The sequence below is a fragment of the Mycolicibacter heraklionensis genome (assembly GCF_001021505.1).
Taxonomy (GTDB): domain Bacteria; phylum Actinomycetota; class Actinomycetes; order Mycobacteriales; family Mycobacteriaceae; genus Mycobacterium; species Mycobacterium heraklionense.
Map to the genome: position 1 here is coordinate 167,544 of NZ_LDPO01000008.1, position 26,384 is coordinate 193,927.

The following is a 26,384-nucleotide window of genomic DNA, read 5'->3' on the forward strand; positions in this document are numbered from 1 at the left end:
CGACTGGGCACCCAATAGCCGCCTAGAGCAGTCCCAGAATCCGGTCTCCGGTGGCGACGGTGGACAGCTTCTGCCCGCCGCGGGTGGCCAAGTGCTGCTCGACGGCCGAGTCGACCTTCTCGGCTGCGGCATCCTCGCCGACGTGGGCCAGCAGCAACGCCACCGACATGATCGCCGCGGTCGGGTCGGCGATGCCGCGGCCGGCGATATCGGGAGCGCTGCCATGGACCGGCTCGAACATCGACGGGTTGGTGCGGGTGGCGTCGATGTTGCCGCTGGCCGCCAATCCGATACCGCCGCACACCGCGGCAGCCAGGTCGGTGACAATGTCGCCGAAAAGGTTGTCGGTGACGATCACATCGAAACGGCCGGGGTCCGTGACCAGATAGATGGTCGCGGCGTCGGTGTGACAGTAGGCGATCTCGACATCGGGGTACTCGGGCGCGATCTCCTGCACCGTGCGCCACCACAGATCCCCGGCGAAGTTGAGCACATTGGTCTTGTGCAACAAGGTCAGGTGCTTGCGCCGGCGCTGCGCCCGGCCGAACGCATCATGCACCACGCGGCGCACCCCAAATGCGGTATTGACGCTGACCTCCGAAGCGATCTCGTGCGGGGTGCCGCGCCGCAGGAAGCCACCGGTGCCGGCGTAAGGCCCCTCGGTGCCTTCACGCACCACTACCAGGTCGATCTCCGGGTTGCCGGCCAGCGGGCTGCTGACCCCCGGATACAGCCGCGCGGGCCGCAGATTGACGTGGTGATCCAGCGCGAAACGTGCCTTGAGCAGCAGGCCGCGCTCCAGCACACCCGACGGCACCGACGGGTCACCGATCGCGCCGAGCAGGATCACGTCGTGGCCGCGGATCTCCTCCAGCACGGAATCCGGCAGCACCTCGCCGGTGGCGTGATAGCGCTTGGCGCCCAGGTCATATTCGGTCTTCTCGGTGCCCGGCAGTACGGCGTCGAGCACCTTGATGGCTTCGGCGATGACCTCCGGGCCGATCCCGTCGCCGGGGATGACGGCAAGTTTGAGGCTCATGTTAGGTCTACCTCTTCAATCTTGTTGGCGCCGACGGCAGCAGTGATCGCCGACTGCACGTCGGCGGGCACCTGGCGGTCGACCCGCAGCAGGACCGTCGCGGCGGGGCCTTCGGCGTCTTCGGACAGCTGCGCGGCGTGGATGTTGATGCCCGCCGACCCCAGCAGAGTGCCGATCTTGCCGAGCGCGCCGGGCTGGTCGGAGTAGTTGATGATCAGGTTGACGCCCTGGGCCCGCAGGTCGAAGTGCCGGCCGTTGATCTCGACGATCTTCTCCACCTGCTGGGTGCCGGACAGTGTGCCGGCCACGGTGACGGTGGAACCGTCGGCGGTGACCGCCTTGAGCTCGACGACGCTGCGGTGGTTGGGGCTTTCAGTGGCGGTGCCGATCTCGGCGTCGACGCCCCGTTCGGCCGCCAGGGCAGGTGCGTTGACGAACGTCACCGGATCTTCGATGACCGCCGAGAACAGTCCGCGTAACGCCGACAACCGCAGCACCCCAACGTCTTCGGAGGCCAGTTCGCCACGCACCTGCACCGACAGCGACACCGGCAGCCCGTCGGAGAGCGCACCCGCCAGCAGCCCGAGCTTGCGCACCAGGTCCAGCCAGGGCGCGACTTCCTCACTGACCGCGCCGCCGCCGACGTTGACCGCGTCGGGAACGAATTCGCCGGCCAGCGCCAGCTTCACGCTCTTGGCGACGTCGGTGCCGGCCCGGTCCTGGGCCTCGGCGGTCGATGCGCCCAGGTGGGGGGTCACCACCACCTGCGGCAGGTCGAACAACGGCGAGTCGGTGCACGGTTCGGTGGCGAACACATCCAGGCCGGCGGCCCGGACGTGGCCGCTGGTGATCGCCTCCGCCAGTGCCGCCTCGTCGATCAGCCCACCCCGGGCCGCGTTGACGATGATTACCCCGGGCTTGGTCTTGGCGAGGGCTTCCTTGCCGATCAGACCCGCGGTTTCGGGGGTCTTGGGCAGGTGTACCGAGATGAAGTCGGCGCGGCCGAGCAGCTCGTCGAGGCTGAGCAACTCGATGCCGAGCTGGGCGGCGCGGGCCGCCGACACATACGGGTCGTAGGCGACGATGTGGGCGCCGAACGCGGCCAGCCGCTGGGCGACCAGCTGTCCGATGCGGCCCAGGCCAACCACGCCGACGGTGTGGTCGTAGATCTCGGTGCCGGAGAACGACGAGCGCTTCCACTCCTTGTTGTGCAGCGAGGTGTCGGCCGCCGGGATCTCCCGGGCTGCGGCGAGCATCAGCGCGATCGCGTGCTCGGCGGCGCTGTGGATGTTCGAGGTCGGGGCGTTGACCACCAGCACTCCGCGGGCGGTGGCGGCGTCCACGTCGACGTTGTCCAGGCCGACCCCGGCGCGGGCCACGATCTTGAGCTTGGCGCCGGCCGCAAGGACCTCGGCGTCGACGGTGGTGGCCGAGCGCACCAGCAGCGCGTCCGCTTCCGGTACCGCGGCCAGCAGCTTCTCCCGGTCCGGGCCGTCCACCCAGCGAACCTCGACCTGGTCGCCAAGGGCGGCGACGGTGGATTGGGCGAGTTTGTCAGCGATCAAAACCACGGGCAGAGTCACCCGGCCAGCCTAGTGGCCGGTCGCAAGCCCGGCGGAGCCGGGCGCAGCGGGCCGGCCACCATCAAACACAGTGCCGGTCGCAAGCCCGGCGGAGCCGGGCGCAGCGGGCCGGCCACCACCAGCACAGTGCCGGTCGCAAGCCCGGCGGAGCCGGGCGCAGCGGGCCGGCCACCGGCCGTGGTGCCCCGAGTTCGACAACGGCGGCGTCCGGCGGCCGGTGCTGGGGGGTGCGTCCGGATCTGGTCGCGTAGCGCGGGCGGCTCCCTACTATCGACGGATGGACGTCACCGTCGTCGGTAGTGGACCCAACGGCCTGGCCGCCGCCGTCATCTGTGCCCGCGCAGGCCTGTCGGTTCAGGTCTTGGAGGCGCAGCCCACGTTCGGCGGCGGCGCACGCACCGCCGCCGATCCGCAGTTCAGTGACGTCGCCCATGACATCTGCTCGGCGGTGCATCCGCTCGGGCTGGCGTCGCCGTTCTTCACCGAGTTCGATCTGGCCGCCCGGGGTGTGCGGCTGACGGCGCCCGAGATCTCCTATGCCAACCCGCTGGATCACCGTCCCGCGGCGATCGCCTACCGGGACCTGGACCGCACCTGCGCAGAGTTGGAGCATGGTTCGTCCTGGCGACGCCTGCTGGGCCCACTGGTCGCCGACAGCCAGGCCGTCGTGAAGTTTCTGCTGGGCGACAAGCGGTCCGTGCCGTCCGGGATCGCAACGGTCGCGCGCCTGGGGTTGCGGATGGCCGAGCAGGCCGGCCCGGCCTGGAACGCGACGCTGTCCGGCGACGATGCCCGCGCCCTCTACACCGGGGTGGCCGCGCACACGATCTCGCGGCTGCCGTCGGTGACCTCCGCCGGCGCGGGCATGATGCTGGCGACGCTCGGCCATACCGTCGGCTGGCCCATCCCCGTCGGCGGCAGCCAGGCGATCACCGATGCGCTCATCGCCGACCTGACCGCGCACGGCGGCCAGCTGGTCAGCGAAACCCCGGTGAGAAAGCCGCCCGGCGGCGTGGTGCTGTTCGACACCGCCCCCACCGAACTGCTGTCGGTCTACGGGGACGCGCTACCGGCACGGTATGCGAAGGCACTGCGCCGTTACCGGTTCGGCTCTGCGGCCGCCAAGGTCGACTTCGTGCTCTCCGATGAGGTGCCGTGGAGCGATCCGCGGCTGGTGCAGGCGCCCACGCTGCATCTGGGAGGTGACCGCAAACAGATGGTCCACGCCGAAGCCGAGATCGCCGCCGGCCGGCACGCACCGCAGCCGATGATCTTGGCGGCGCTACCGCATCTGGTCGACCCGTCCCGCGTCGACGCCGCCGGACGGCGTCCGATGTGGGCTTATGCCCACGTCCCGGCCGGCTCGACCGTCGACCAGGCCGAGACCGTCACGGCAGGCATCGAGCGTTTCGCCCCCGGCTTCCGCGACATCGTGGTCGCGGTCCGGTCCGTGCCGGCAGCCCAGCTGGCAAACCACAACGCCAACTACGTCGGCGGCGATATCGCCGCCGGAGGCAACAGCGCATGGCGGGCTCTCGCCGGTCCAACTCCCCGGGTAAATCCTTGGGCCACAGCGATTCCCGGGGTATACCTGTGCTCGGCAGCCACACCGCCCGGCGCCGGGGTGCACGGAATGTCCGGCTACTATGCCGCGCGCACCCTGCTGCGACGCGAGTTCGGAATTGACCGGCTGCCGAGCCTGGCGCCCTGACCGGGCCTAGCCATGTAGGACGCCCGCGAACGCGACAACTTTGCGGGCACCTACAAATCACACAGATATTTGCCAGTTAATTAGAGACAGACTGCCAGGTTTGGTGTAGCCTCAGCTAACTTGTGTCGGGCGTTACAGGGACGCCCGATAGTGGCACAAGTCACACTTCAGTTAAGGAGAAACCGTGCCTACCATCCTTCGTCCGTTTGCCTTGGCGGGCGCCGCGCTCATCGGCGCCAGCGCCATCGCCGCAACTCCCGTAGTCGTCGCCCCGGCGAACCTGCACATGCCGGCCATCGAACTCACCGCTGACGGCAGCGGTGTGCTCGACGGCGCCCTCAGCAACATCGACTTCTCCGGTATCTTCAGCGGCCTCGGCGACTGGCTGAACAACATCGACTTTTCCGCGATCTTCAGCGACCTGTTCGCCAACATCGACCTGTCCGGCATCTTCAACGATCTGTTCAGCAACATCGACCTGTCGGGGATCTTCAGCGGACTCACCGGCTTCCTGGCTAACTTCGACCTCTCCGGCCTCCTCAGTGGCTTCTTTGACAACTTCGACTTGTCAGCCATCTTCGGCGGCCTCGGCGACGTCTTCGCCAACTTCGACCTGTCGGGGATCTTCAGTGGGCTCACTGACCTGCTGACCAACTTCGATCTGTCGAACCTGTTCGGCAACTTCGACCTGTCGAACCTGTTCGACAACTTCGACCTGTCGGCCCTGTTCGACGACTTGGACCTGTCGAACTTGTTCTCGGGACTGGACCTGTCCGGCTGGGTCGACGGCTTGCTCGGCGGCCTGTAAGTACCAACAAACGGCGAGTGGCCCCTTCCTCGGAAGGGGCCACTCGTCTTTAGGGATCTTCTTCACCGCGAAAGCCGTTGTGGGCCAAGGGCTATCGCGGAGAAAACAGCACCGCCGCTTAGGCGGTTTCGGTGATGGGCCGGTCCACCCAGCTCATCAGGTCGCGCAGCTTCTTGCCAGTGACCTCGATGGGGTGCTCGGCGTTCTCCTTGCGCAGACCTTCGAGTTCCTTGTTGCCGCCCTCGACGTTGGCCACCAGCCGCTTGACGAAGGTGCCGTCCTGAATGTCGGACAGGATGTCGCGCATCCGCTGCTTGGTGTCGGCGTCGATCACCCGCGGGCCGGACAGGTAGCCACCGAACTCCGCGGTGTCACTCACCGAGTAGTTCATCCGGGCGATGCCGCCCTCATACATCAGGTCGACGATCAGCTTGAGCTCGTGCAGCACCTCGAAGTAGGCCATCTCAGGCGCGTAGCCCGCCTCGACCATGACCTCGAAGCCGGCCTTCACCAGCTCTTCGGTGCCACCGCACAACACGGCCTGCTCACCGAACAGGTCGGTCTCGGTCTCTTCCTTGAAGGTGGTCTTGATGACACCGGCCCGGGTGCCGCCGATGCCCTTGGCGTAGGACAGTGCCAGCGCCTCGCCCTCGCCGTTGGGGTCCTGCGCGACCGCGATCAGTGAGGGCACGCCCTTACCGTCGACGAACTGCCGGCGCACCAGGTGGCCCGGCCCCTTGGGCGCGACCATCCCGACCGTGATGTCGGCGGCCGGCTTGATCAGACCGAAGTGGATGTTCAGGCCGTGGCCGAAGAACAACGCGTTGCCCGCCACCAGGTTCGGCTCGATGTCGTTCGTGAAGATCTCAGCCTGGGCGGTGTCGGGAGCGAGCAACATGATGACGTCGGCCCACTTGGCGACCTCGGCGGGGGTGTCGACCTCGAGGCCCTGCTCGGCAACCTTGGCGCGCGACTTCGACCCCTCCTTGAGGCCCACCTTCACCTGCACACCCGAGTCGCGCAGGCTCAGCGAGTGCGCGTGGCCCTGGCTGCCGTAGCCGATCACGCCGACCTTGCGGCCCTGGATGATCGACAGGTCGGCGTCGTCGTCGTAGAACATCTCTAGCTTTTCTGATGCCACTGGATTCAACTTCCTTACTATCTCTACTGGCTTTTTCTGGGGGGACTATTTGGTCGTGCCGATGCCGCGCGGACCGCGAGACAACGATACGAGACCCGATTGGACGATCTCGCGGATGCCATAGGGCTCCAGCACCCGCAGTAGCGCGTCGAACTTGGCCGGCGTGCCGGTGGCCTCGATGATCAACGACTCCGGAGAGACATCGATCACCCTGGCGCGGAACAGGTTCACCGCCTCCACGATCTGTCCGCGAGTACTGGCATCGGCACGGACTTTGATCAGCGCGATCTCGCGGGAGACGGAATTGTCCTCCTCCTGCTCGACGATCTTGATGACGTTGATCAGCTTGTTGAGCTGCTTGGTGATCTGCTCCAGCGGGGTGTCCTCCACCGAGACCACGATCGTCATCCGCGACATGTTTTTGGTCTCGGTGGCGCCGACGGCGAGCGACTCGATGTTGAAGCCGCGGCGGGAGAACAGCGCCGCCACCCGCGCCAGCACACCGGGCTTGTCTTCGACCAGCACCGAGAGCGTGTGGGTCTTCCAACCTGTCGCCATCACGCGTGCCCCTCGTTGTTCTCGTCGTCGAACAGCGGCCGGATGCCGCGTGCCGCCTGGATCTCGTCGTTGCTGGTGCCGGCGGCCACCATCGGCCACACCTGCGCGTCCGCACCGACGATGAAGTCGATCACTACCGGCCGGTCGGTGACCGCGCGCGCCTGATTGATCACGTCTTCGACGTCTTCTTCACGCTCGCAACGCAATCCGACACAGCCCAGGGCCTCGGCCAGCATCACGAAGTCGGGGATGCGGTGCGAGTGGGTGGCTAGGTCGGTCTGGCTGTAGCGCTCCCCGTAGAACAGCGTCTGCCATTGGCGCACCATGCCGAGGTTGCCGTTGTTGATCAACGCAACCTTGATCGGGATGCCCTCGATCGCGCAGGTGGCCAGCTCCTGGTTGGTCATCTGGAAGCAGCCGTCGCCGTCGATCGCCCACACCTCGGCGTCCGGACGGCCCATCTTGGCGCCCATGGCCGCCGGGATCGAGAAGCCCATGGTGCCCAGGCCTCCGGAGTTCAGCCAGGTGCGCGGCTTCTCGTACTTCACGAACTGCGCGGCCCACATCTGGTGCTGGCCGACGCCGGCAACATAGAGCGCGTCGGGTCCGGCGATGCGGCCCAACGTCTCGATGACGAACTCCGGCGACAGGCTGCCGTCGCTCTGCGGCCCATAGCTCAGCGGGTAGGTCGAGCGCACCCCGTCGAGGTAGCTCCACCAGTCGGTCAGGTCCAGCGACAGCTTCTCGTGGCGAAGCACCTCGAGCAGCTCGGTGATGACGGCCTTGACGTCACCGACGATCGGGACGTCGGCGTGCCGGTTCTTGCCGATCTCGGCCGGGTCGATGTCGGCGTGAATCACCTTGGCGTCCGGGGCGAACGAATCCAGTTGGCCGGTGACCCGGTCGTCGAATCGGGCGCCCAGAGTGATCAGCAGATCCGAGCGCTGCAACCCGGCCACCGCCGCGACTGTGCCGTGCATGCCGGGCATGCCCAGGTGCTGGCGGTGGCTGTCCGGGAAGGCGCCGCGGGCCATCAAGGTGGTGACCACCGGGATGCCGGTCAGCTCGGCCAGCTCGGCGAGTTCCTCGCAGGCCTCCCCACGGATCACCCCACCGCCGACATAGAGCACCGGCCGGTGCGACGCCGCGATCAGCTTGGCGGCCTCGCGGACCTGCCGGCTGTGCGGCTTGGTGGTGGGCTTGTAGCCGGGCAGGTCCAGCCGGGGCGGCCAGGCGAAGGTGCACTGGCCCTGCAGCACGTCCTTGGGGATGTCGACCAGCACTGCACCGGGGCGCCCGGAGGCCGCGATGTGGAATGCCTCGGCAAGCGCGCGCGGGATGTCGTCACCGTTGCGAACCAGGAAGTTGTGCTTGGTGATCGGCATGGTGATGCCGGAGATATCGGCCTCCTGAAAGGCGTCCGTGCCGATCAGCTGACGGCCGACCTGGCCGGTGATCGCGACCACCGGGATGGAGTCCATCTGCGCGTCGGCCAACGGGGTGACCAGGTTGGTGGCACCGGGACCGGAAGTGGCCATGCACACCCCGACCCGTCCGGTGGCGTGCGCGTAGCCGCTGGCGGCGTGCCCGGCGCCCTGCTCGTGACGGACCAGCACGTGCCGCAGCTTCTTCGAGTCGAACAGCGGGTCGTAGACCGGCAGAACCGCGCCGCCGGGGATGCCGAAGATCACGTCAACGTCGAGTTCTTCCAGCGACCGGATCACCGACTGGGCACCGGTCATCTGCTCAGGCGGGACTCGCTTGGCGGGCGATTTGGCCTTGTCTGAAGCTGCGTCCGAGGCCGAAGCCCCGTTGGCGGCTTGCGCCGGTGCCGACCGTTCCGGCGGTCGCGTGGTGGGTGCGCTCACGGTTTCCTCTTTGTCTTCGACGACTGTGTCTTTGGAGACTGCTGGCAACAAAAAACCCCCGCCAGCTCAGCTGCTGCACGAGGGTTGCGCGTCGGTGGTTGGAAGTTCAGGCAACAACCAACGCGCGGTGGGCTACTACGAGCATGCCGTTGTCCATAGCAGACGACGGTAGCCGCTGGACCGAGCGTGCGTCAAATGAGCGGTGGGGACGCTCAGTGCAGGTGGTCGACCAGCGTTCCCTGCTCACCGAAGAGCTCTGCCTCCCAGCGCTCGAGCAGCGCGGTGTTGTCGTGGTCGTCGGGGTGGAAGCCCGGCTGCATGTACTCCCCCAGCCGGCGGAAGACGGCACGAGTCAAGAACGGCGAATGCCGCAGTGCGGCAAAGCTGCGGATGAGTCGCACCGGGTGGTAAGCGGCCCGGTCGCCGAGCAGCGAGATGATGGTGTTCGCCACGACGGCGAGGGGGAAACTGAAACGGATGATCCGCATCGTCTTGATGCGCCGAGTCTCATCGCCCCCGACCGCGCGATAGACGTCGAATGCCACCGAGCGGTGCTCGGATTCCTCGATCGCGTGCCACAACAGCATGGACCGCACCTCGGTCGTGCCGAGCAGGGCCTGGGCCCGCTCGTCAGAGAGCAGGGTCTCGGCGAATACGGCGGTGAAATGTTCGAGTGCAGCGGTGATCGAAAGGCAGGTCAGCGGCGAGAACCGTCGCTCGATGACCTTCTGGCGGCGGGCCACCAGCCGGTCGATCCTGCGGGTCGGGTAACCCATCTCATGCAGGCGCTCATTGAGTGCGCGGTGCTCGCGCCCGTGGGTGACCTCCTGGCCGATGAATCCCTTGACCTGATCTTTGAGGTCGGGGTCGGTGATCTGGTCGGCGTAGCGACGCACCGAACGGATGAAGAAGTCCTCGCCCTCCGGGAACACCGCCGACAGGTGCGCGATCATGTGGCTCATCACCAGGTCACCCTGAACGAAGTGGCGGTCCAGGGCCGCCACCGGGTAGTTGAACCGGATGCGGCGCGGCTGTACCGCCGGGTGGCGGTTCTCGTTGACGGTCATGACTCTCTCTCGGGTTGTGGGTCTGCAAAGCCGGTCGCCAGTGGCCGAACCAGCATCTTGAAGGCGTCGAGGATGTCGTCGGCGGGCAGCGGCTCGTAGCCGGCGATCGACCGGGACATCGCCAGGCCGTTCATCAGCGCGAAGGTCATCTGCGGTCCGATCCGCGACTTCGAGGTGTCGGCATCGGCGCTGTCCCCCGAGGCCAGCAGTTCGGTGTATATCCGGTCGCAGGCCTCCGAGAATTGGCGATCGGTCTCGATGACCGCGGGTGCCAGGTCCGGGTCGGTGCGGGCCGCCACCCATAGTTCCTGCGACGCGGTGAAAGTCGGTCCCGAATACATCGACCACAGCAGATCGATCGCCTCGTCGAGTTTGTCCGCGGACGAATCCAGCCCCGCCATCAACACCTCGAACTCTTCGATGCGGCGGTTCAAGGCGAACTCGATGGCGGCGGTCAGAAGGCCGTTCTTGGTCGGGAAATGTCCCTGCAGCGCCCCCACCGACACGCCGGCCCGGCGGGCTACCTCCGTCGTGGTAGTTCCCTTGAAACCAACCTCTACCAGCGCATCAAGCGTCGCGTCGAGCAGTGCATGCCGAGTCTCGGCAGTGCGTTCCGCCTGGGTTCGGCGAGGCTTTGTCGGCGGCACGCGTCTATCGTGCATCACATAAAATAAGTAGTCAATATTTATTTTTACGGCGGTGCGGCCTGCCACCCACCGGCTCCAGCGACGCCGGCGGTGACATCATGCGGGGGTGGCCTCTCCATCACCCGATCCCGCACCCTTGGTGATCCGCATCTCGCCGATGGCCCACTTCGCGGTTGGCTTCCTGACCCTCGGCCTATTGATCCCCGTGCTGACCTGGCCATTCATCGCGCCGCTGTTGGCGCTGCCGCTACTGCTGTCGGCCCTGATCGCCCGGTGGCGAACCGTGGCCGACGCCCAGCAGGTCACCGTGCGGACCCTGCTCCGCAGCCGCTCGGTGGGCTGGGACGCCATCGCCGGTTTGGGATTTACCCGGGGATCGTGGGCGCGGGCGCACCTGCGCGACGGCGAGACGCTGCGGTTGCCCGCGGTAAGTTTCGCCACGCTGCCGCTGCTGACCGAGGCCAGCGGGGGGCGGGTGCCGAACCCGTATCGCTGAATCACGCTGAATCAGTGGTCAGGGAGGCGGCGACCCGCCACTCCCCGCCCTAGCCCAGCGGGTTCGCCCCGTTGAGGAACACCCACATCGCGATGCCCCCGGCAATACCGAGCACCAGTGCGGCGATGGACCCGATGAAGGGCCGCCGGGCCCAGCCGCGGTCGCCGTCGAGGCCGTACCGACCCGGGCCGACCAGCACGATCGCCACCGCCACCACGATCAGAATGACGTGGTATTCGTGGCCGTCGGGCAGGAAAAGGTCGAAACGGCCCTGGTTGTCCGACGAGACACCGGTGAGCACGCCGTTGATGAAATACGCCAGCGCGCCGGCCGCGGCCAGTGGTGTGAACAGTCCGAGCACCAGCAGCAGGCCCGCGGCGATCTGGCCGCCCCCAGCCGCGTAAGTCAGGATGTCGGCGTGCTGATAGCCGGCCGCGGCGATGGAGTTCTTGAAGCCGCTCAGCCCCTGACCGCCCCACCAACCGAACAGCTGACGCAGCCCGTGGGCCACCAACAGCACACCGAGGCCCAGCCGCAGAATCAGCAAACCGAGATCCTGGGTGCCGCGCCGGTCCAGCGCCCGGAACGGCTCGTCGGCGTCGGTGTCGCCGCCGATGGCGACGCCGACGCGGCCGGGGTTGGCCGCGGGCTCGGCGTAGGGCAGCGGGTGGTAGCCGGCCCCGACCGCACGAGTACCGGTGGGGTCGTAAGCCGGAATGGCCGCGGTCTCGAAATCACCGGTGTAAGTCGGTGATGGCATGTCGTCCTCCGGATCTACCAGACGTGCCGACTTGGGACGTCCTTTGCCTGCGTCGGCGGTCTCACCCGGCCGGCGCCAGTGTGAGCCCTCACCATTACTGGTCACCCTGTCAGAGTAAGGGCAACCTCGGCGGGATTGGGGATTTGAAGGGCTTCGTTAGCGAATCGAATCCGGCCCGGTGCGGCACTGCGGTGGGCGTCGTGGCGAAACCCGACCCGGTGTCCGTAACCTGACGGGCATGCGGATGCGCGGGGCGGTTCACCGGGTGCCTGTCGTACTGTGCGCGGCGTGGCTGGTTCTCACCGGCTGCGCGCACTTCGATGACGCTCAGTCTCAACCGTTCACCACCGTTCCCCGGCGCGGGATGGCGCCCCCTACGACTCCCCCACCGCCGCCACCGCTGCCCGCCAACCCGTTCCCGAAACAGTGCCCGGCACCCGGGGTGATGCAGGGCTGCCTCGAGAGCACCAGCGGCCTGATCATGCATGGCGACAGCAAATCGGCACTCGTCGCCGAGCGGACCACCGGTGCGGTCAAAGAGGTCTCGCTGTCCGCCGAACCCAAAGTAAAAACGGTCATCGGCGTCGACCCAGCCGGTGACGGCGGCCTGATGGACATCGTGTTGTCACCGACCTACACGCAAGACCGCTTGATGTACGCCTACATCAGCACGCCCACCGACAACCGGGTGATCCGGATCGCCGACGGTGACGTCCCGAAGGACATCCTGACCGGTATCCCCAAGGGCGCGACCGGCAATACCGGCGCGCTGATCTTCACCAGTCCGACCACCCTGGTGGTGCTGACCGGCGACGCGGGCAATCCCGCCGCGGCCGCCGATCCCGGCTCGACCGCCGGCAAGGTGTTGCGCATCGAGCAACCCACGACCATCGATCAGGCCCCACCCACCACGGCACTGAGTGGGATGGGCGCCGGCGGCGGGCTGTGCATCGACCACGTCGACGGCTCGCTCTACGTCACCGACCGAACACCGAGCGGCGACCGGTTGCAGCGCATCACCAAGGATTCCCGGGTGTCGACCGTGTGGACGTGGCCGGACAAGCCCGGCGTCGCCGGCTGCGCCGCGATGGATGGCATTGTGCTGGTCAACCTGGTCAACACCAAGCAGACGGTGGCGGTGCGACTGGCCGCCGGTACCGGATCGGTCACCAGCGAACCCGAGGTCATGCGTCAAGACACCCACGGCCACGTCTGGGCCGTCAAGATGTCGCCCGACGGCAACGTCTGGGGCGCGACGGTGAACAAGACGGCCGGGGATGCCGAAAAACTCGACGATGTGGTGTTCCCGCTGTTCCCGTCCGGCGGCGGGTTCCCGCGCGCCAACGACGACAAGGACTAGGCCCCGGCCGGGGCGTCCGCTCGAGGGACTTCGGACTCCGCCTGGCACCTCTGGTTCACCTACGGTGACCATCCTTCCGCGCCGGCACTAGTAAGTTTCTGAGAATTCTCTGGCAATTCTTCAATTCCGATTGCAATATGCGCTGGTAGATGCCGGTAAAGTCAGCCTAACCTGACTTATTTGTTAGCAATCAGTTCATTTCTCCTAACCTACTTTCAAGTAGCATTTCGCTGCCGTGGCAACCGTCACGCTCACGTAGCTAGGAGACCAATGCAACACCTCGCCCGTTCCCCTTGGGTCGCAGCTGGCGTCGCGCTCGTCGGCGCCGGCACGATCGCGGCCGCCCCCGTCGTCGCACCGCTGGCCGGCCCGGCTGCCCTCCACTCGCCCGACGTGGCACTGACCAGCTGGCAGGACGTGTTCGACACCGCCAGCGCCAACGCCACCACGATTTGGGACACCTTCTCCGCGCATCCTTTTGTGGCTCAGCAGCAGGAGATCGCCAACCAGATCGGCTACCTGCAGGATCTGGCCAATGGTTCGACCACCATCGGCGACGTCCTCGACTCCCTCAAGGAGAACGCGGCCGCGGTGTTCAACGCCGTCACGTTCCTCGGCGGCGACGATGACGCCATCGGCGCCGTGAGCCAGTACACGATCGACCAGGCCCACATCTTCGCCTACATCGGGCTCAGCGGACTGGGCGCGGACCTCGGGTTCCCGGTCCCCGAGGAGCCGATCCCGACCATCGTCAACTTCCTGACCTCGCCGTTGAGCGCCGTCCTGATCGGGGCCCTGGGTCCGTCGATCAGCCCCCTGGTGGCGCTGGGCAACAGCATCAGCGAGATCGGCGAGACATTGAACGGCGACAACCCGGACTGGCAGTCGGCACTGCAGCAGCTGGCCGACATTCCGGCCAACATGACCGGCGCGTTCTTGAACGGTGCCACCTTGGACCTCACCGCGCTGATTCCGGCGATCGAAGCGACCGGCCTGATCGCGTTGCCCGAGGGCGCCTCCCTCGACGAGCTCAGCTTCGCCTTCGGCGGACTGCTGTCGACGGGCGGGGTGCTGGGATCCGACTACTCCGACACCGCCCTCGGCGGTTCGATCCTGAACAGCCTGGGTCTGCACGTCAGCGACGTGCCCATCCTCGGCGAACTCGACGCCGTGGGTCACGGGATCGGCACGCTGGCCGCCTTGGAGAACTTGTCGCAGATCGTCGCCAGCACGCTGGGCTGGGACTGGTCGGGCAACCCGCTCGACGGTCTGTTCGACACCCTCTAATAGATCGGCACACCACCAAGTGGTCCCCTTCGCTTGCGAAGGGGACCACTTGCGTTGTCGGGCGCAGGTCGACCATGCGAACTTTGGTCCACCCACGGTGCCCGTCCTTCCGCGTGGGACCACTAAGTTTCTGAGAATTCCCTGCCAATAATTTGGCCGACGCGGCGATATGCCCAGGTCATCTAGGGTAAATGCAGGCTAACCTTGGGTTTTGTTAGCGATCAGTTCATTTGTGCATAAGCTACTTTCAAGTAGCCTTTCACTGCCGTGGCAGCCGTCACGCTTACGTAACTAGGAGACCAATGCAACACTTTGCCCCCGCTCCGTGGGTCGCAGCAGGCGTCGCGCTTATCGGCGCCGGCGCCGTCGCCGCCACCCCGGTCGCCGTTCCGCTGCCCGGCCTGACCGCCACGCACTCAGCCACGGTGGCCCTGACCGCTGACTTCGACCCGTTCGGCGCATGGCAGGACGTGTTCGCCACCGCCAAGGACAACGCCACCACGCTGTGGGACAGCATGTCCGCCGTGCCGGGCGTCGCCGCCCAGCAGCTGATCGCCGACTTGATGAATGGCACGTCGATCGACCCGCAGGCCGTCATCGACGCGGTTGTGCAGCCCAACATGGCGACCGACCTGCCGATCTCACCCCTGCTGCTGAGCAACGACGCACTGCAGGCACTGATCACGCTGGTGATGCCGCAGTACATGCCCGACGACTTCCCCCTCACCACCGACCAGCTCACGCCGATCCTCTCCTTCCTGGCGTCACCGCTCAGCGGGGTGCTGATCGGTGCGCTGGGCCCGTCGATCGCGCCGCTGGTGGCGCTGGGCAACAGCGTCGGCGACATCAGCAACGCTCTGTCCGGCGAGAACCCGGACTTTGCGGCGGCCCTGCAGGACGTCGTCAACATCCCCGCCAACATCGTCGGTGGTCTCCTCAACGGCGCCACCCTGAATTTGGACGCGCTGCTGCCCACCCTGACCGAGGCCGGCCTGTTGCCGGCGGACCTGGACGTCACCGCGCTCAGCTACACCTTCGGCGGGCTGCTGTCGCCCGGCGTCACCGGCACCGACGTCGAGGGCTTCATCAACGAGGTCTCCGACGGCAGCTCCCCTGGTATCGGCGGCTCGATCATCAACGGTCTGGGACTCACCACTGGTCTCATGGGCTTCCCACTGGTGATTGAGGGACAAGGCGTAGGCATGCTGGGCGCGTGGCAAAGCCTGCAGGAGATCATCGCCATGTCGCTCGGCTGGGACGGTGTTGGCAGCCCGCTGGGCGACCAGGCCGACGCGATGGCCTCGCTGGTGAGCGACATCTTTGGCATCTCGGTGTAAAACCCGTCAATATCGAAGTGGCCCCCTTCGCCTGCGAAGGGGGCCACTTTCGCGTTGCCGTCAGTGCAACGGATGGGCCAGCAGCAACTCGCAGTTTCGATCCGCCACGGCGCCGAGGCGGGCATCCTTGCGGTGCAGATCGTTATAGGACAGCTCGCGATACAGGCTGGCCAGACCGGTCGGAGTGAGGTCGCTGGGATCCGCGGTGAACGGCGCCTGGGCCTCGACCAGCGGGGTGAACAGACTCAGCGTGCCGTCATGGTTGTCGGTGACCTCGATGATCCTGGCCAGCTGCGGGTAGTCGATGTGGCTGGCCGTGTTGATCTCCCAGAAGCTCTGCTTCGGGGTGGCGCCCTTGTGGGGGATCATCTCGTTGGTGTGGGTGTGCCCGTTCACCCACGCGATCACGTTCGGCCGCTCCAGCAGTGCCGCAACGAGCGACGCACCCGTATAGAGCTTCTCGCCCGGATGATTCGGATCCGGCAGGCCGACGTTCATGGTTCGCGAAGTGTGGTGGCTGAACAGAATCACCAGCTGGTCTGGGTGCGCGTCGATCTGCTCGAGGACGAACCGCAACTGACTTTCGTTGATCGAGCCGGCCGACAGGCCGAGGTCGTTGGTGGTGTTCATCGCGACACCGAGCACCCCGGGCGCAACCTGAAAGGTGTACCAGGTGGGCCCGTCTGGATCGATGAAGCCATGGCCGACCGGTCCGGGACCGGTGATGGCGGGCTCGAAGTGCCGACGAACGTACTGGCTCAACGTAAATGGCATACGCCGCTGATCCACGGTTGCGGGCAGGAAGGGGCCGCCCGACTTGAGCTGCAGCAGGATCGGGACGAGCTGCGAGGGATCGGCGCACAGCGCTTTCGCGATGGCGATCGCCGAGGGATCGGTATGCGGCAGGTCGAATTTGATCGGCGAGGTGTACATCCATTCCAGCAGGCCGTTGGGGACCGTGCCGAGAAACTGCTCGTCGTGATTGCCGACCACTGAATACCAGGGCATGCGCAGACCGGGGCTGGTGTGCGGGGAGATCGCGGCAGACAGGAATCCGGGAATCTGCTGAAATCCCTTGGCCTTGTAGCTGTCCCAGTAGGGGGACTCGGCCAGCCAGTAGTCCGACGAGCCGTGCGCCTGCACCCCTTCATAGCGACCGGGCGCGCCGGTGTTGGGGACGATCGGCCCGCCGGACATCACCGTCAGAAACCAGTCGAGTTCGATCAGCTCTTTGTTGTCGGTGTTGTCTCCGGTGGAGACCAAGCAGTCGAATGGCCGCCCGGTGAAGGGACCGCCGGGCAGCGCGTTGAGTTGCTTGACCAGCGAGACCGCACCCTGGGTAGTCAGGGTCTCATGCGGCCGGTAGGCCGAGGAGACAAAGGGGTGGACGAACTCGAACCGGGCCGGGCTCTGGGCGTCGGTGAGGTGCAGATCGGTGACCTGTACGAATGCCGTCAACGCGGTGCGGGCCATCTCGCGCGCGGGGCCCGCGGTGGCCAGTTCCTGGCGTATGTACAGCGGCCACCCGCTGCCGGCGACCAGGGGCCGGTAGCCGCCCGCCTGGGCTATACCCGGCGTGCTGACCACATCCAGAGTGGTGCCGGTGGGATTCGAGGCCAGCAGTGCCGCCGGTTCGGCATGCGCCAGACGGGAACCACCCATGCCTGCGACGGCGGCAGCGGCGGCCATTCCGGCCTGGAGAAAACTACGACGGGACAGGCTCACTACACCGGCACCGGATTCATCCGCGGTCGCGACACGATAAAGCGCATGACGCGAAACGCTATGAAATCACCAAGAAAACAGCCACAGGAGTAATGGTTTTGTCTCAGGTTTGAGGCCCGCTCGGCCCCGCCCCGTTTCCGTCCGGTGATTAACTACCGCGAGACAGGTCAGCGCCACCACACCGATCAGTTCTCACAGAAGTATTACTGACTCCGCTCGGACGCCTTAAATATCGGCCTTACCTTGGGTTTCAACGGGTCGATAGCAGTGACTCACCGCAGAACGTCACCGCCGCCGCATAGCAGCCCGACGAGCGAAAAGGATGACCGCGCAATGTTGATCGACTTTCGGTGGCTGCAGTTCATATTCGACCACCGTGACCACCAGGGCTCTCGCCACCTGCCGCAAACTCGCGGCGCCACCGCCGGCTGAGGCAGCGAAGGACTACCCGCCGCAGGCGGCCAGCACCAGTTCACGCACCCGGGCGGCGTCGGCCTGACCCTTGGTGGCTTTCATCACCGCGCCGACAATGGCGCCGGCGGCCTGCACCTTGCCGCCCCGAATCTTCTCGGCCACATCGGGATTGGCGGCCAGTGCCTCGTCGATCGCCGCCTGGATCACCGAGTCGTCCCGCACCACGACCAGGCCCCGGTCGGCCATCACCTGGGCGGGCTCCCCCTCGCCGGCGAGCACCCCTTCGACCACCTGCCGGGCCAGCTTGTTGGACAGCTCACCGGATTCCACCAGCGCCACCACTGCGGCGACCTGCTTCGGCGTGATCGACAGGGCATCCAGTTCGACGCCGGCCTCGTTGGCCTTCTGCACCAGGAAGTTTCCCCACCAGGCGCGGGCCGCCTCACTGGAGGCTCCGGCCGACACGGTGGCGGCCACCAACTCAACCGCGCCCGCGTTGACCAGGTCACGCATCACCTCGTCGGAGACGCCCCACTGCTCCTGGATCTTCCTGCGGGCCAGCCACGGCAGTTCCGGGATGGTCTCCCGAAGCTCAGCGACCAGCTCCGCCGACGGCGCCACCGGCTCCAGATCGGGTTCGGGAAAGTAGCGGTAGTCCTCCGCGGTCTCCTTGGCCCGGCCCGGGCTGGTGTAGCCGGCCTCGTGGAAGTGCCGGGTCTCCTGAACGACGGTGCCGCCACCGGTCAACACCGCGCCCTGGCGCCGCATCTCGTAACTGACCGCCACCTCGACACTCTTGAGCGAGTTGACGTTCTTGGTCTCGGTCCGGGTGCCGAACTCGGCTGCCCCGGTGGGCATCAGCGACACATTGGCGTCGCAGCGCATCGACCCCTGGTCCATCCGCACGTCGGAAACGTCCAACGCCCGCAGCAGATCCCGCAGCGCGGTCACATAGGCCCGGGCGATCTGCGGGGCACGTTCACCGGCGCCGGTGATCGGTTTGGTGACGATCTCGATCAGCGGCACGCCGGCCCGGTTGTAGTCGACCAGGGATTCGCTGGCGCCCTCGATGCGGCCGGTGTCGCTGCCCACGTGGGTGAGCTTGCCGGTGTCCTCCTCCATGTGGGCGCGTTCGATGTCCACCCGCCACACCGAGCCGTCCTCCAGCGGCACATCGAGGTAGCCGTTGAATGCGATCGGCTCGTCGTACTGGGAGATCTGGTAGTTCTTGGGCTGGTCGGGATAGAAGTAGTTCTTCCGGGCGAACCGGCACCAGGAGGCGATGTCGCAGTTGAGCGCCAGCCCGATCCGGATCGCCGATTCGACCGCGGTGGCGTTGAGCACCGGCAGCGAACCGGGCAGGCCCAGACACACCGGACACACCTGGGTGTTCGGCTCGGCGCCGAAGGCCGTCGAGCATCCGCAGAACATCTTGGTGGCCGTGGACAGCTCGACGTGCACTTCCAGGCCCAGTACCGGGTCGAAGCGGGCGACGACGTCGTCGTAGTCGAGCAGTTCGGCGACAGCAGCGGTCATGGGAGCAAAGTCTAGGTGACCCCGTTGGCCAGGCTTGGTCACACCGGCCAGTCCTCCAGCCGGTACGCGGCGTCGAAGAACATCCATTCGTAACGCGCAGAGGTATGGAGATGCCGGCGCATCAGCTCCCACTCCGATACCGACACGTGTGCACCGATCCGGTCGGTGACGGCAAGCACCGCCTCGACCACCGACTGGTACTCCTGGCCCGCGTAGGTGTCGATCCAGCGCTGGAACAGTGGCTCCGGCGAGCCGTGGCGCTGCAGATGCTCGCCCACCCGGGCGTACACCCAGTAGCAGGGCAGCACGGCGGCCACGGCTTCGGCGTAAGAGCCGGATGCCGTCACCGCCAGCAGGTAGCTGGTGTAGGCCTGGGTCGTGGGGGTGATCGGCAGTGCCGCGGCAGCTTCGACGTCGAGCCCCAGATCCGCCAGCAGGCCGGCATGCAGCTCCGCTTCGGCGGCGATCGCCACGCCGGCGTGCTCGGCGAACATCGTCAGCTCCGACTCGATCGGCGCCCTGGCCGCGCAGCTCGCCAAGGCCCGCGCATAACCGCGCAGGTAGTGCGCGTCCTGGACAAGATAGTGGCGAAACTGGTTGCGCCCCAAGGATCCCTTGGTTAACCCGGTGACGAAGGGGTGCTCGCAGATCTGCTGGTAGATGCCGTCGATGTGCGCCCACAGCCGCTCACGGTTCCGCTCGGTCATACCTCACGGTAGGTGACGCCGCCCTAGACTGAGCCCCATGCCCGACCGCAACGTGCTGGGCGGCCCACTGGAGCCGTGCGGCAGCGATCCGATTACCGGCTTCTACCGTGACGGCTGTTGCTCGTCGGGGCCCGAGGACATTGGACTGCACACGATTTGCGCCGTCGTCACCGGCGAATTCCTGGCACACCAACGCTCGATCGGCAACGACCTGTCCACACCGATGCCGGCCTACCGGTTCCCGGGGCTGACGCCAGGCGATCGCTGGTGCGTCACCGCGCTGAACTGGCTGCGGGCGCACCGCGACGGCTGCGCCGCGCCCGTGGTGCTGGCTGCCACCCATGAACGCACTCTGGAGGTGGTCAGCCTGGAGGTGCTGGCGGACTATGCCGTCGACGTACCCGACGACCCGGGCGACCTCTGACGTGCGATCGCTGTTCGCCGAACGCGCGGGCTAAATTAGGCCCCGGCCATGGTGGCGCCGCCGGCCTGCTGCTGCTGACGCCGCTTGACGTACAAGACGAATTCCTCAACCAGCGGGCCGTCTTCGGGACAGCCCGCCACCACCGATCCGGCCAGCAGTCGCCCGGTCTGATCCTCCGGCAGACCACTGGTCGCCAAGATGTGATCGACCGCATGCTTGACTCCGGCCAGATTCGGCTGGCCGTTGATCAACGCGCAGACATCACCGCCGTGGTCGGCGACGTAATCACCTATCTGGTCTCCACTGGCGTGGGCCGGCAGAGACAGCACCAATCCCATCGGCAGACCGCACAGCACCGCGGCAGACAACGCCATCTTTCCCATACCCCACCCCCAGCCTTCGTCCATTGGGCAACAGAAGTCACAACCTCACCATTGTGGGGCCATTTCGCGAGATTGTCACGCCGCACGCGAGCTAGCCGAAGAATGCCGCCGCGTCATCGTAGCGGCTCTGCGGCACCACTTTGAGCTGTCGGACCGCGTCGGCCAACGCCACCCTACCGATCTCCTGGCCGCGCAGCGACACCATCATGCCGTATTCGCCGGCGTGGGCGGCATCGGCGGCGTTGACGCCGAACCGGGTCGCGAGCACCCGATCGTAGGCGGTCGGGGTGCCGCCACGCTGCACATGCCCCAGCACCGTGGTGCGGACTTCTTTCTTGACGCGCCTTTCGATTTCGACGGCCAGCTGGGCGGCAACGCCGGTGAACCGCTCGTGGCCGAACTCGTCGACGCCGCCGGCCCGCAGCTCCATGGAGCCGGCAGCCGGTTTGGCGCCTTCGGCGACGACACAGATGAAGTGCGACGACCCGTGCTGAAAGCGCTGCTTGACCAGCCGGCACACCTCTTCGACGTCGAAGGGCTGCTCGGGTATCAGTGTCATGTGCGCACCGGTGGCCAGGCCGGCGTTGAGCGCGATCCAGCCGGCGTGGCGGCCCATCACCTCGACCAGCATCACCCGCTGGTGAGATTCGGCGGTGGAGTGCAGCCGGTCGATGGCGTCGGTGGCAACCTGCAGCGCGGTGTCGTGGCCGAAAGTGACGTCGGTGCAGTCGATGTCGTTGTCGATGGTTTTGGGCACCCCGACCACCGGGACGTTCTCCTCCGACAGCCAGTGCGCCGCGGTCAAGGTGCCCTCCCCGCCGATCGGGATGAGCACGTCGATGCCGTTGTCGTCGAGCGTCGCCTTCACCTGATCCAGGCCGGCGCGCAGCTTGTCCGGGTTCACCCGGGCGGTGCCGAGCATGGTGCCACCCTTGGCCAGCAGCCGGTCGTTGCGGTCGTCGTTGGCCAACTGGACGCGCCGGTTCTCCAGCAGACCGCGCCAGCCGTCTTGGAAACCGACCACCGTGGAGCCGTAGCGGGAGTCGCAGGTGCGCACCACCGCCCTGATCACCGCGTTCAGTCCCGGGCAGTCGCCGCCGCCGGTGAGCACTCCGATCCGCATGAGACCCATCTTGCCGACGCGCAGGGCGCGAGTGTGCGATTTCATACGTGATCGTCGGCGAGTCGCGTATGAAATCGCACGCTGGGCGGCTGCGGCGTCGAGTCAGATCGCGGTCGGCAGCTCCCCGCGGGCGGCCTCGTAGGCCGCGCCCACCCGATACAGCCGGTCATCGGCCAGCGCGGGCGCCATGATCTGCAGACCCACCGGCAGCCCGTCGTCGCCGGACAGCCCGGACGGCACCGACATGCCGCAGTGCCCGGCCAGGTTCAGCGGCAGCGTGCACAGGTCGAACAGGTACATCGCCAGCGGGTCGTCGACCTTCTCCCCCAGCCGGAACGCCGTGGTGGGCGTGGTCGGCGAGATCAGCACGTCGACGGACTCATACGCCGCGTCGAGGTCACGGGCGATCAGGGTGCGCACCTTCTGCGCCTGGTTGTAGTAGGCGTCGTAGTAGCCGGCCGACAGCGCGTAGGTGCCGAGCATGATGCGGCGCTTGACCTCCGGGCCGAAGCCGGCCGCACGGGTCAGCGCCATCACCTCCTCGGCGCTGTGGGTGCCGTCGTCGCCGACCCGCAGCCCGAAGCGCATCGCGTCGAAGCGGGCCAGGTTGCTCGACACCTCCGAGGGCAGGATCAGGTAGTAGGCGGACAGCGAGTAGTCGAAGTGGGGACAGTCCACTTCGGAGATCTGCGCGCCCAGCGCCGTCAACTGTTCGACGGCGGCGTTGAACGACGCCAGCACACCCGGCTGGTAACCCTCGCCGCTGTGCAGCTGGCGCACCACGCCGATCCGCACCCCGGACAGGTCCGCGGCCGCACCGGCTTTGGCGGCGGCGACGACGTCGGGCACCGGCGCCTTGATCGACGTGGAGTCGCGCGGGTCATGCCCGGCGATCACCGAATGCAGCAGCGCGGTGTCGGCCACGGTGCGCGCACACGGCCCGCCCTGGTCCAGCGACGACGCGCATGCCACCAGCCCGTAGCGGCTCACGGTGCCGTAGGTGGGTTTCACGCCGACGGTGGCGGTCAGCGCGGCCGGCTGGCGAATCGAGCCGCCGGTGTCGGTGCCGATCGCCAGTGGCGCCTGGAACGCCGCCAACGCCGCGGCACTGCCGCCGCCGGAACCACCCGGCACCCGCTCGACGTCCCAGGGGTTGCGGGTCGGACCGTAAGCGGAGTTCTCCGTCGACGAGCCCATCGCGAACTCGTCCATGTTGGTCTTGCCCAGGATCGGGATGCCGGCGGCGCGCAGCCGCGCGGTGACGGTCGCGTCGTAGGGAGCCCGCCAGCCTTCCAGGATCTTCGATCCGCAGGTGGTCGGGGCGTCGATGGTGGTGAACACGTCCTTGAGGGCCAGCGGCACCCCGGCCAGCGCCGACGGCGCCTCCCCGGCGGCGATCGCCTTGTCGGCGGCCTCGGCTGCGGCCAGGGCTTCGTCGGCGCCGACGTGCAGGAACGCCCCGTACCGGTCGTCGGTGGCCGCGATCTGGTCGAGATGGGCGCGGGTGACCTCAACCGAGGACACCTCGCGGGCCGCGATCTTGGCCGCCAGGGTGGCCGCGTCGGAGCGGATCAGCTCACTCACTGGCTCTCCCCCAGGATCTGCGGAACCGCGAAGCGGCCGTCTTCGGCGCGGGGCGCGGCCGCGAGCGCCTGCTGCTGGGTCAGGCCGGTCACGATCTCGTCCGGCCGGGTGACGTTGACGTCCTTGAGCGGGTTGTCGGTCGCCTCGACGCCGGTGACGTCGACAGCCTGAATCGTGCTGACATGGGTCAGGATCGCATCGAGCTGGCCGGCGAAACCGTCCAACTCGGCGTCGGTCAGCGCCAGCCGAGCCAACCGGGCCAGGTGCGCTACGTCGTCACGGGAGATCTGGGACACGGGTGCAAAGCCTAGTCGTCCGCTCGCGTCGGGCGTGAAGCCAGCGTGCGGTAGCGCGCGGGAACCCAGCCTCACCTTCGGCGGCTCGGGCAGAGCTGTGGGAAAGTTGCGCATGCCTTCCTATCTGCTGCGCGTCGAACTCGACGACCGCCCCGGCAGCCTGGGGTCGCTGGCCGTGGGGCTGGGCTCAGTGGGCGCCGACATCTTGTCTTTGGACGTTGTGGAACGCGGAAGCGGTTCGGCGATCGATGACCTGGTGGTCGATCTGCCGCAAGGATCGATGCCCGATGTGCTGATCACGGCCGCCGAGCGGCTGCCCGGTGTTCGGGTGCACAGTGTCCGCCCGCACACCGGCTTGCTGGATGCGCATCGCGAACTCGAGCTCATCGACCACGTGGCGGCGGCCGGTGACCGCAGCGCCAAGTTGCAGAAGCTGGCCGACGAAGCACCCCGGGTGCTGCGAGTCAGCTGGTGCGCAGTGCTGCGCGCCGAGGGGTCGGCCGGCGAGTTCCGCCGGCTCGCCGGCAGTCCAGGCATCCCGGAGACCCAGGTCAGCGCCGTGCCGTGGCTGCCGATCGAGCGCGCGACCGCCCTGGACAACACCGCCGGCTGGGTGCCAGCGGTGTGGCGGGACATGGATGTCGCCCTGGCTGCCGCGCCACTCGGCAACCCGCGCACCGCCGTGGTGCTGGGCCGCACCGGAGGTCCGGCTTTCCTGCCCGCCGAAGTGGTCCGGCTGGGCTATCTGGCCGGGATCGTGGCGACGCTGCTGCGCTGAACCGTTTCACCCCGCTGCCGGCACAGCAGTCACGGTCACGTTGACGGTGGTGGCGCCGGCGTCCGAGGCGATGACCAGGACGGGAGCGTTGGGAGCCGAGATGACGTGTCCGCCGGTGACGACGACCTGGTAGCCGTTCGGGTATTGGACGGGAGGCACCGAGATGTTGGTCTCGGCGCCCGCGGCGAAGCTGCCCACGCCGTCGGCCCGGGCGGTGGCGTAGCTGAGCTGGAAGGTGCCGTGATCGAACGACCAGGAATTGGGGGTGCCGGCCACCGCCTGTGGGTAAGGCTCGGCGAGCACCGCAAGCTTGCCGGCATCGACATTGCCGCCGACCGGGGGGAGGTTGGTGTCGTACACCAGAGACTCGGCCTCGCGTGACGATGCGGTGGTGGTGATGTCGTTCTGGCCCGAGTAGACCCACGTCGCCCAGCCGTACTGGTACCGCGCCGCTGCCTGCAACAGATCGGTGTGAGCGCCGAGATTGTCGGTGGCCCCGAACCCGCCGATATGCGCTGGGACATCGTGCACGTCTGCGTAAGCCGCAGCGTTCGCCATCGCCATGTCGGCGAACAGGTCGCAGAAGAGGTCGACGCCGAAGAAGTCTATGGACGGGCAGAAGTGGTCGAACGAATAGATGATGTGGGAATCGTTCACCTCGCCCAAATTGGTGGGGAACCCCAAATTGGCCAGAACGCTCGGTTGCACGAATACCGGTGTGTATGGGTCGACCGACCGGATTGCCGAGATCGCCTGGTCGTAGAACGGGGTCAGCATCTGGGAATCGAAGAACGGGTTGCCGAACGCGCTTGAGAGCCACTGTGATCCCGCATGCGGTTCGGCAGCCACACCGAAGGCGACTACTCCGGGGTCGTCTTTGAAGTAGTTCGCGACGACTTGGAGCATCTGCGCGTAGTGGTTCTCCAACCCGGTCCCATCGGGTGCCTGGGAGTTGGTCCAGAACGCATCCCAAGCGTGGTTCTGCGCGGGGTTGACGAAGTAGCTCCACGGGAATCCGACGTCCAGGTTGGGCAGCCCGCCGGTTTGCACCGCCCATTCCGGCGCCCCTTCGCCCCCGAACGCGGTGCCGTAGAGGTCTTGGTGCAGGTAGATGACGCTGGAGATGCCGTGAGCCGACAGCGTCTGCACGGTCTGGGCGATCGAAGCCAGGTAGCCATAGTCGAAGACCCCGGGCTCGGGTTCGACCGCGGCCCAGATGAGGCCCAGCTGAACGCTGTTGAAGCCGTTGGCGGCCAGGAACGCTGCGTCGTCGTCGCCGAAACCGTCGGCCGACAGCTCGTAGGGCGGCAGCTTGTTGGTGTGGTCCAAACCGTGCAGGATGACGACCCGCCCGTCACCGTCGGTGATCCAGGAGCCGGCTGTCGAGAAGCCGGCGCCGGTGCCCAGCGGGGTGCCGGTGCCGTAGTGGCCGACCATGCCGTGGCTGCCGAGCATGCTGCCGTTGCCACCGGCCCCGCCCAGGGCGGGCAACCCGGTGGGGCCGGCGCCTATGCCGCTGTCACCGGCGTCGCCGCCGGCACCGCCACTGCCCAATAGCCCGGTGGCGCTGCCGCCGTCACCACCGTGCCCGCCGTCACCGCCCGGGCCGCCGGCGCCGCCCTGGCCGCCGACACCGAACAGCCACCCGCCATCACCGCCGTGGCCACCCATGCCGCCGATTCCCCCGGCCGCATCACCGCCCGCACCACCGGCGCCGCCGATACCGAGCAGCCAGCCGCCCGAGCCCCCGGC

24 protein-coding genes are annotated in these 26,384 nt (G+C 67.2%); 8 read left to right on the forward strand and 16 right to left on the reverse strand.

All coding sequences use genetic code 11. The annotated features are described in order from the left end of the window. Positions 1-22: 22 nt before the first annotated feature. Together ABW16_RS12025 and serA are read right to left on the reverse strand one after the other, a co-directional pair. Positions 23-1,039, reverse strand: a complete 1,017-nt coding sequence (locus ABW16_RS12025) for a 3-isopropylmalate dehydrogenase (protein WP_047319382.1) — start codon at positions 1,037-1,039, stop codon at positions 23-25. After that, positions 1,036-2,622 (reverse strand): phosphoglycerate dehydrogenase, encoded by a 1,587-nt coding sequence (gene serA, locus ABW16_RS12030; RefSeq protein WP_047319383.1) that lies wholly within the window; start codon positions 2,620-2,622, stop codon positions 1,036-1,038. Before serA ends, ABW16_RS12025 begins: the two co-directional genes overlap by 4 nt. A gap of 277 nt (positions 2,623-2,899) precedes the next feature. Here serA and ABW16_RS12035 point away from each other — a divergent pair, with 277 nt between their 5' ends. Further along, positions 2,900-4,333 (forward strand): phytoene desaturase family protein, encoded by a 1,434-nt coding sequence (locus ABW16_RS12035; RefSeq protein ID WP_047319384.1) that lies wholly within the window; start codon positions 2,900-2,902, stop codon positions 4,331-4,333. A 184-nt stretch (positions 4,334-4,517) separates the two neighbouring features. After that, positions 4,518-5,141, forward strand: a complete 624-nt coding sequence (locus ABW16_RS12040; RefSeq protein ID WP_131721490.1) for a hypothetical protein — start codon at positions 4,518-4,520, stop codon at positions 5,139-5,141. A gap of 118 nt (positions 5,142-5,259) precedes the next feature. Here ABW16_RS12040 and ilvC read toward each other — a convergent pair whose 3' ends face one another. The 5 genes from ilvC to ABW16_RS12065 all read right to left on the reverse strand — a co-directional run bounded on the left by ilvC (position 5,260) and on the right by ABW16_RS12065 (position 10,488). Continuing rightward, on the reverse strand, positions 5,260-6,261 hold the full coding sequence (ilvC, locus tag ABW16_RS12045; RefSeq protein WP_047319386.1) for a ketol-acid reductoisomerase: 1,002 nt from the start codon (positions 6,259-6,261) through the stop codon (positions 5,260-5,262). Positions 6,262-6,327: 66 nt separating this feature from the next. Beyond that, positions 6,328-6,840: an acetolactate synthase small subunit gene (ilvN, locus tag ABW16_RS12050; protein ID WP_046284693.1), complete on the reverse strand. Its 513-nt coding sequence runs from the start codon at positions 6,838-6,840 to the stop codon at positions 6,328-6,330. Beyond that, complete coding sequence (locus ABW16_RS12055; RefSeq protein ID WP_047319387.1) at positions 6,840-8,708, reverse strand: acetolactate synthase large subunit; 1,869 nt, start codon at positions 8,706-8,708, stop codon at positions 6,840-6,842. The genes ilvN and ABW16_RS12055 overlap by 1 nt, the downstream gene beginning before the upstream one ends. A 212-nt stretch (positions 8,709-8,920) precedes the next feature. Further along, positions 8,921-9,775, reverse strand: coding sequence for a metal-dependent hydrolase (locus tag ABW16_RS12060; protein ID WP_047319388.1), 855 nt, complete (start codon positions 9,773-9,775; stop codon positions 8,921-8,923). Beyond that, positions 9,772-10,488: a TetR/AcrR family transcriptional regulator gene (locus tag ABW16_RS12065; protein WP_230987152.1), complete on the reverse strand. Its 717-nt coding sequence runs from the start codon at positions 10,486-10,488 to the stop codon at positions 9,772-9,774. The genes ABW16_RS12060 and ABW16_RS12065 overlap by 4 nt, the downstream gene beginning before the upstream one ends. Before the next feature lie 91 nt (positions 10,489-10,579). Between ABW16_RS12065 and ABW16_RS12070 the strand changes: the two genes are divergently transcribed. Then, complete coding sequence (locus ABW16_RS12070; RefSeq protein ID WP_047319440.1) at positions 10,580-10,918, forward strand: PH domain-containing protein; 339 nt, start codon at positions 10,580-10,582, stop codon at positions 10,916-10,918. A gap of 49 nt (positions 10,919-10,967) precedes the next feature. Here ABW16_RS12070 and ABW16_RS12075 read toward each other — a convergent pair whose 3' ends face one another. After that, positions 10,968-11,783: a DoxX family membrane protein gene (locus ABW16_RS12075; RefSeq protein ID WP_047319390.1), complete on the reverse strand. Its 816-nt coding sequence runs from the start codon at positions 11,781-11,783 to the stop codon at positions 10,968-10,970. A 133-nt stretch (positions 11,784-11,916) separates the two neighbouring features. Here ABW16_RS12075 and ABW16_RS12080 point away from each other — a divergent pair, with 133 nt between their 5' ends. From ABW16_RS12080 to gjpA (ABW16_RS12090), 3 genes are all read left to right on the forward strand, one after another. Continuing rightward, positions 11,917-13,038 carry a PQQ-dependent sugar dehydrogenase gene (locus ABW16_RS12080; protein ID WP_082134078.1) on the forward strand — a complete coding sequence of 374 codons (1,122 nt, stop codon included), beginning with the start codon at positions 11,917-11,919 and terminating at the stop codon, positions 13,036-13,038. Positions 13,039-13,308: 270 nt separating this feature from the next. Beyond that, on the forward strand, positions 13,309-14,325 hold the full coding sequence (gene gjpA, locus ABW16_RS12085) for an outer membrane porin GjpA (protein WP_052956872.1): 1,017 nt from the start codon (positions 13,309-13,311) through the stop codon (positions 14,323-14,325). 302 nt (positions 14,326-14,627) lie between these two features. Then, on the forward strand, positions 14,628-15,662 hold the full coding sequence (gene gjpA / locus ABW16_RS12090) for an outer membrane porin GjpA (RefSeq protein ID WP_047319391.1): 1,035 nt from the start codon (positions 14,628-14,630) through the stop codon (positions 15,660-15,662). 60 nt (positions 15,663-15,722) lie between these two features. On the opposite strand, the gene ABW16_RS12095 is transcribed toward gjpA (ABW16_RS12090), so the two are convergent. The 3 genes from ABW16_RS12095 to tenA all read right to left on the reverse strand — a co-directional run bounded on the left by ABW16_RS12095 (position 15,723) and on the right by tenA (position 20,044). Continuing rightward, positions 15,723-17,351 (reverse strand): TIGR03767 family metallophosphoesterase, encoded by a 1,629-nt coding sequence (locus ABW16_RS12095; RefSeq protein ID WP_047319392.1) that lies wholly within the window; start codon positions 17,349-17,351, stop codon positions 15,723-15,725. A gap of 480 nt (positions 17,352-17,831) precedes the next feature. Then, positions 17,832-19,337: an Asp-tRNA(Asn)/Glu-tRNA(Gln) amidotransferase subunit GatB gene (gatB, locus tag ABW16_RS12100; protein WP_047319393.1), complete on the reverse strand. Its 1,506-nt coding sequence runs from the start codon at positions 19,335-19,337 to the stop codon at positions 17,832-17,834. Positions 19,338-19,375: 38 nt separating this feature from the next. Then, on the reverse strand, positions 19,376-20,044 hold the full coding sequence (gene tenA, locus ABW16_RS12105; RefSeq protein WP_047319394.1) for a thiaminase II: 669 nt from the start codon (positions 20,042-20,044) through the stop codon (positions 19,376-19,378). A gap of 37 nt (positions 20,045-20,081) precedes the next feature. Between tenA and ABW16_RS12110 the strand changes: the two genes are divergently transcribed. Continuing rightward, positions 20,082-20,468 (forward strand): DUF2237 family protein, encoded by a 387-nt coding sequence (locus ABW16_RS12110; RefSeq protein WP_047319395.1) that lies wholly within the window; start codon positions 20,082-20,084, stop codon positions 20,466-20,468. Positions 20,469-20,503: 35 nt separating this feature from the next. Here ABW16_RS12110 and ABW16_RS12115 read toward each other — a convergent pair whose 3' ends face one another. The 4 genes from ABW16_RS12115 to gatC all read right to left on the reverse strand — a co-directional run bounded on the left by ABW16_RS12115 (position 20,504) and on the right by gatC (position 23,854). Further along, entirely contained in the window at positions 20,504-20,875 is a 372-nt protein-coding gene (locus ABW16_RS12115) for a hypothetical protein (RefSeq protein ID WP_233424753.1), read from the reverse strand. Between the two features lie 67 nt (positions 20,876-20,942). Beyond that, positions 20,943-21,974 (reverse strand): ATP-dependent 6-phosphofructokinase, encoded by a 1,032-nt coding sequence (locus tag ABW16_RS12120; RefSeq protein WP_047319443.1) that lies wholly within the window; start codon positions 21,972-21,974, stop codon positions 20,943-20,945. A 102-nt stretch (positions 21,975-22,076) separates the two neighbouring features. Further along, positions 22,077-23,558, reverse strand: a complete 1,482-nt coding sequence (gatA, locus tag ABW16_RS12125) for an Asp-tRNA(Asn)/Glu-tRNA(Gln) amidotransferase subunit GatA (RefSeq protein WP_047319397.1) — start codon at positions 23,556-23,558, stop codon at positions 22,077-22,079. Next, complete coding sequence (gene gatC / locus ABW16_RS12130) at positions 23,555-23,854, reverse strand: Asp-tRNA(Asn)/Glu-tRNA(Gln) amidotransferase subunit GatC (protein ID WP_047319398.1); 300 nt, start codon at positions 23,852-23,854, stop codon at positions 23,555-23,557. The genes gatA and gatC overlap by 4 nt, the downstream gene beginning before the upstream one ends. 112 nt (positions 23,855-23,966) lie before the next feature. Here gatC and ABW16_RS12135 point away from each other — a divergent pair, with 112 nt between their 5' ends. Continuing rightward, the gene (locus tag ABW16_RS12135) at positions 23,967-24,632 is read left to right on the forward strand and encodes an ACT domain-containing protein (RefSeq protein ID WP_047319399.1); all 666 of its coding nucleotides are present in this window, start codon (positions 23,967-23,969) and stop codon (positions 24,630-24,632) included. Positions 24,633-24,638: 6 nt separating this feature from the next. On the opposite strand, the gene ABW16_RS12140 is transcribed toward ABW16_RS12135, so the two are convergent. Continuing rightward, the coding region (locus tag ABW16_RS12140) for a cellulase family glycosylhydrolase (protein ID WP_047319400.1) at positions 24,639-26,384 on the reverse strand (1,746 nt) is incomplete at its 5' end.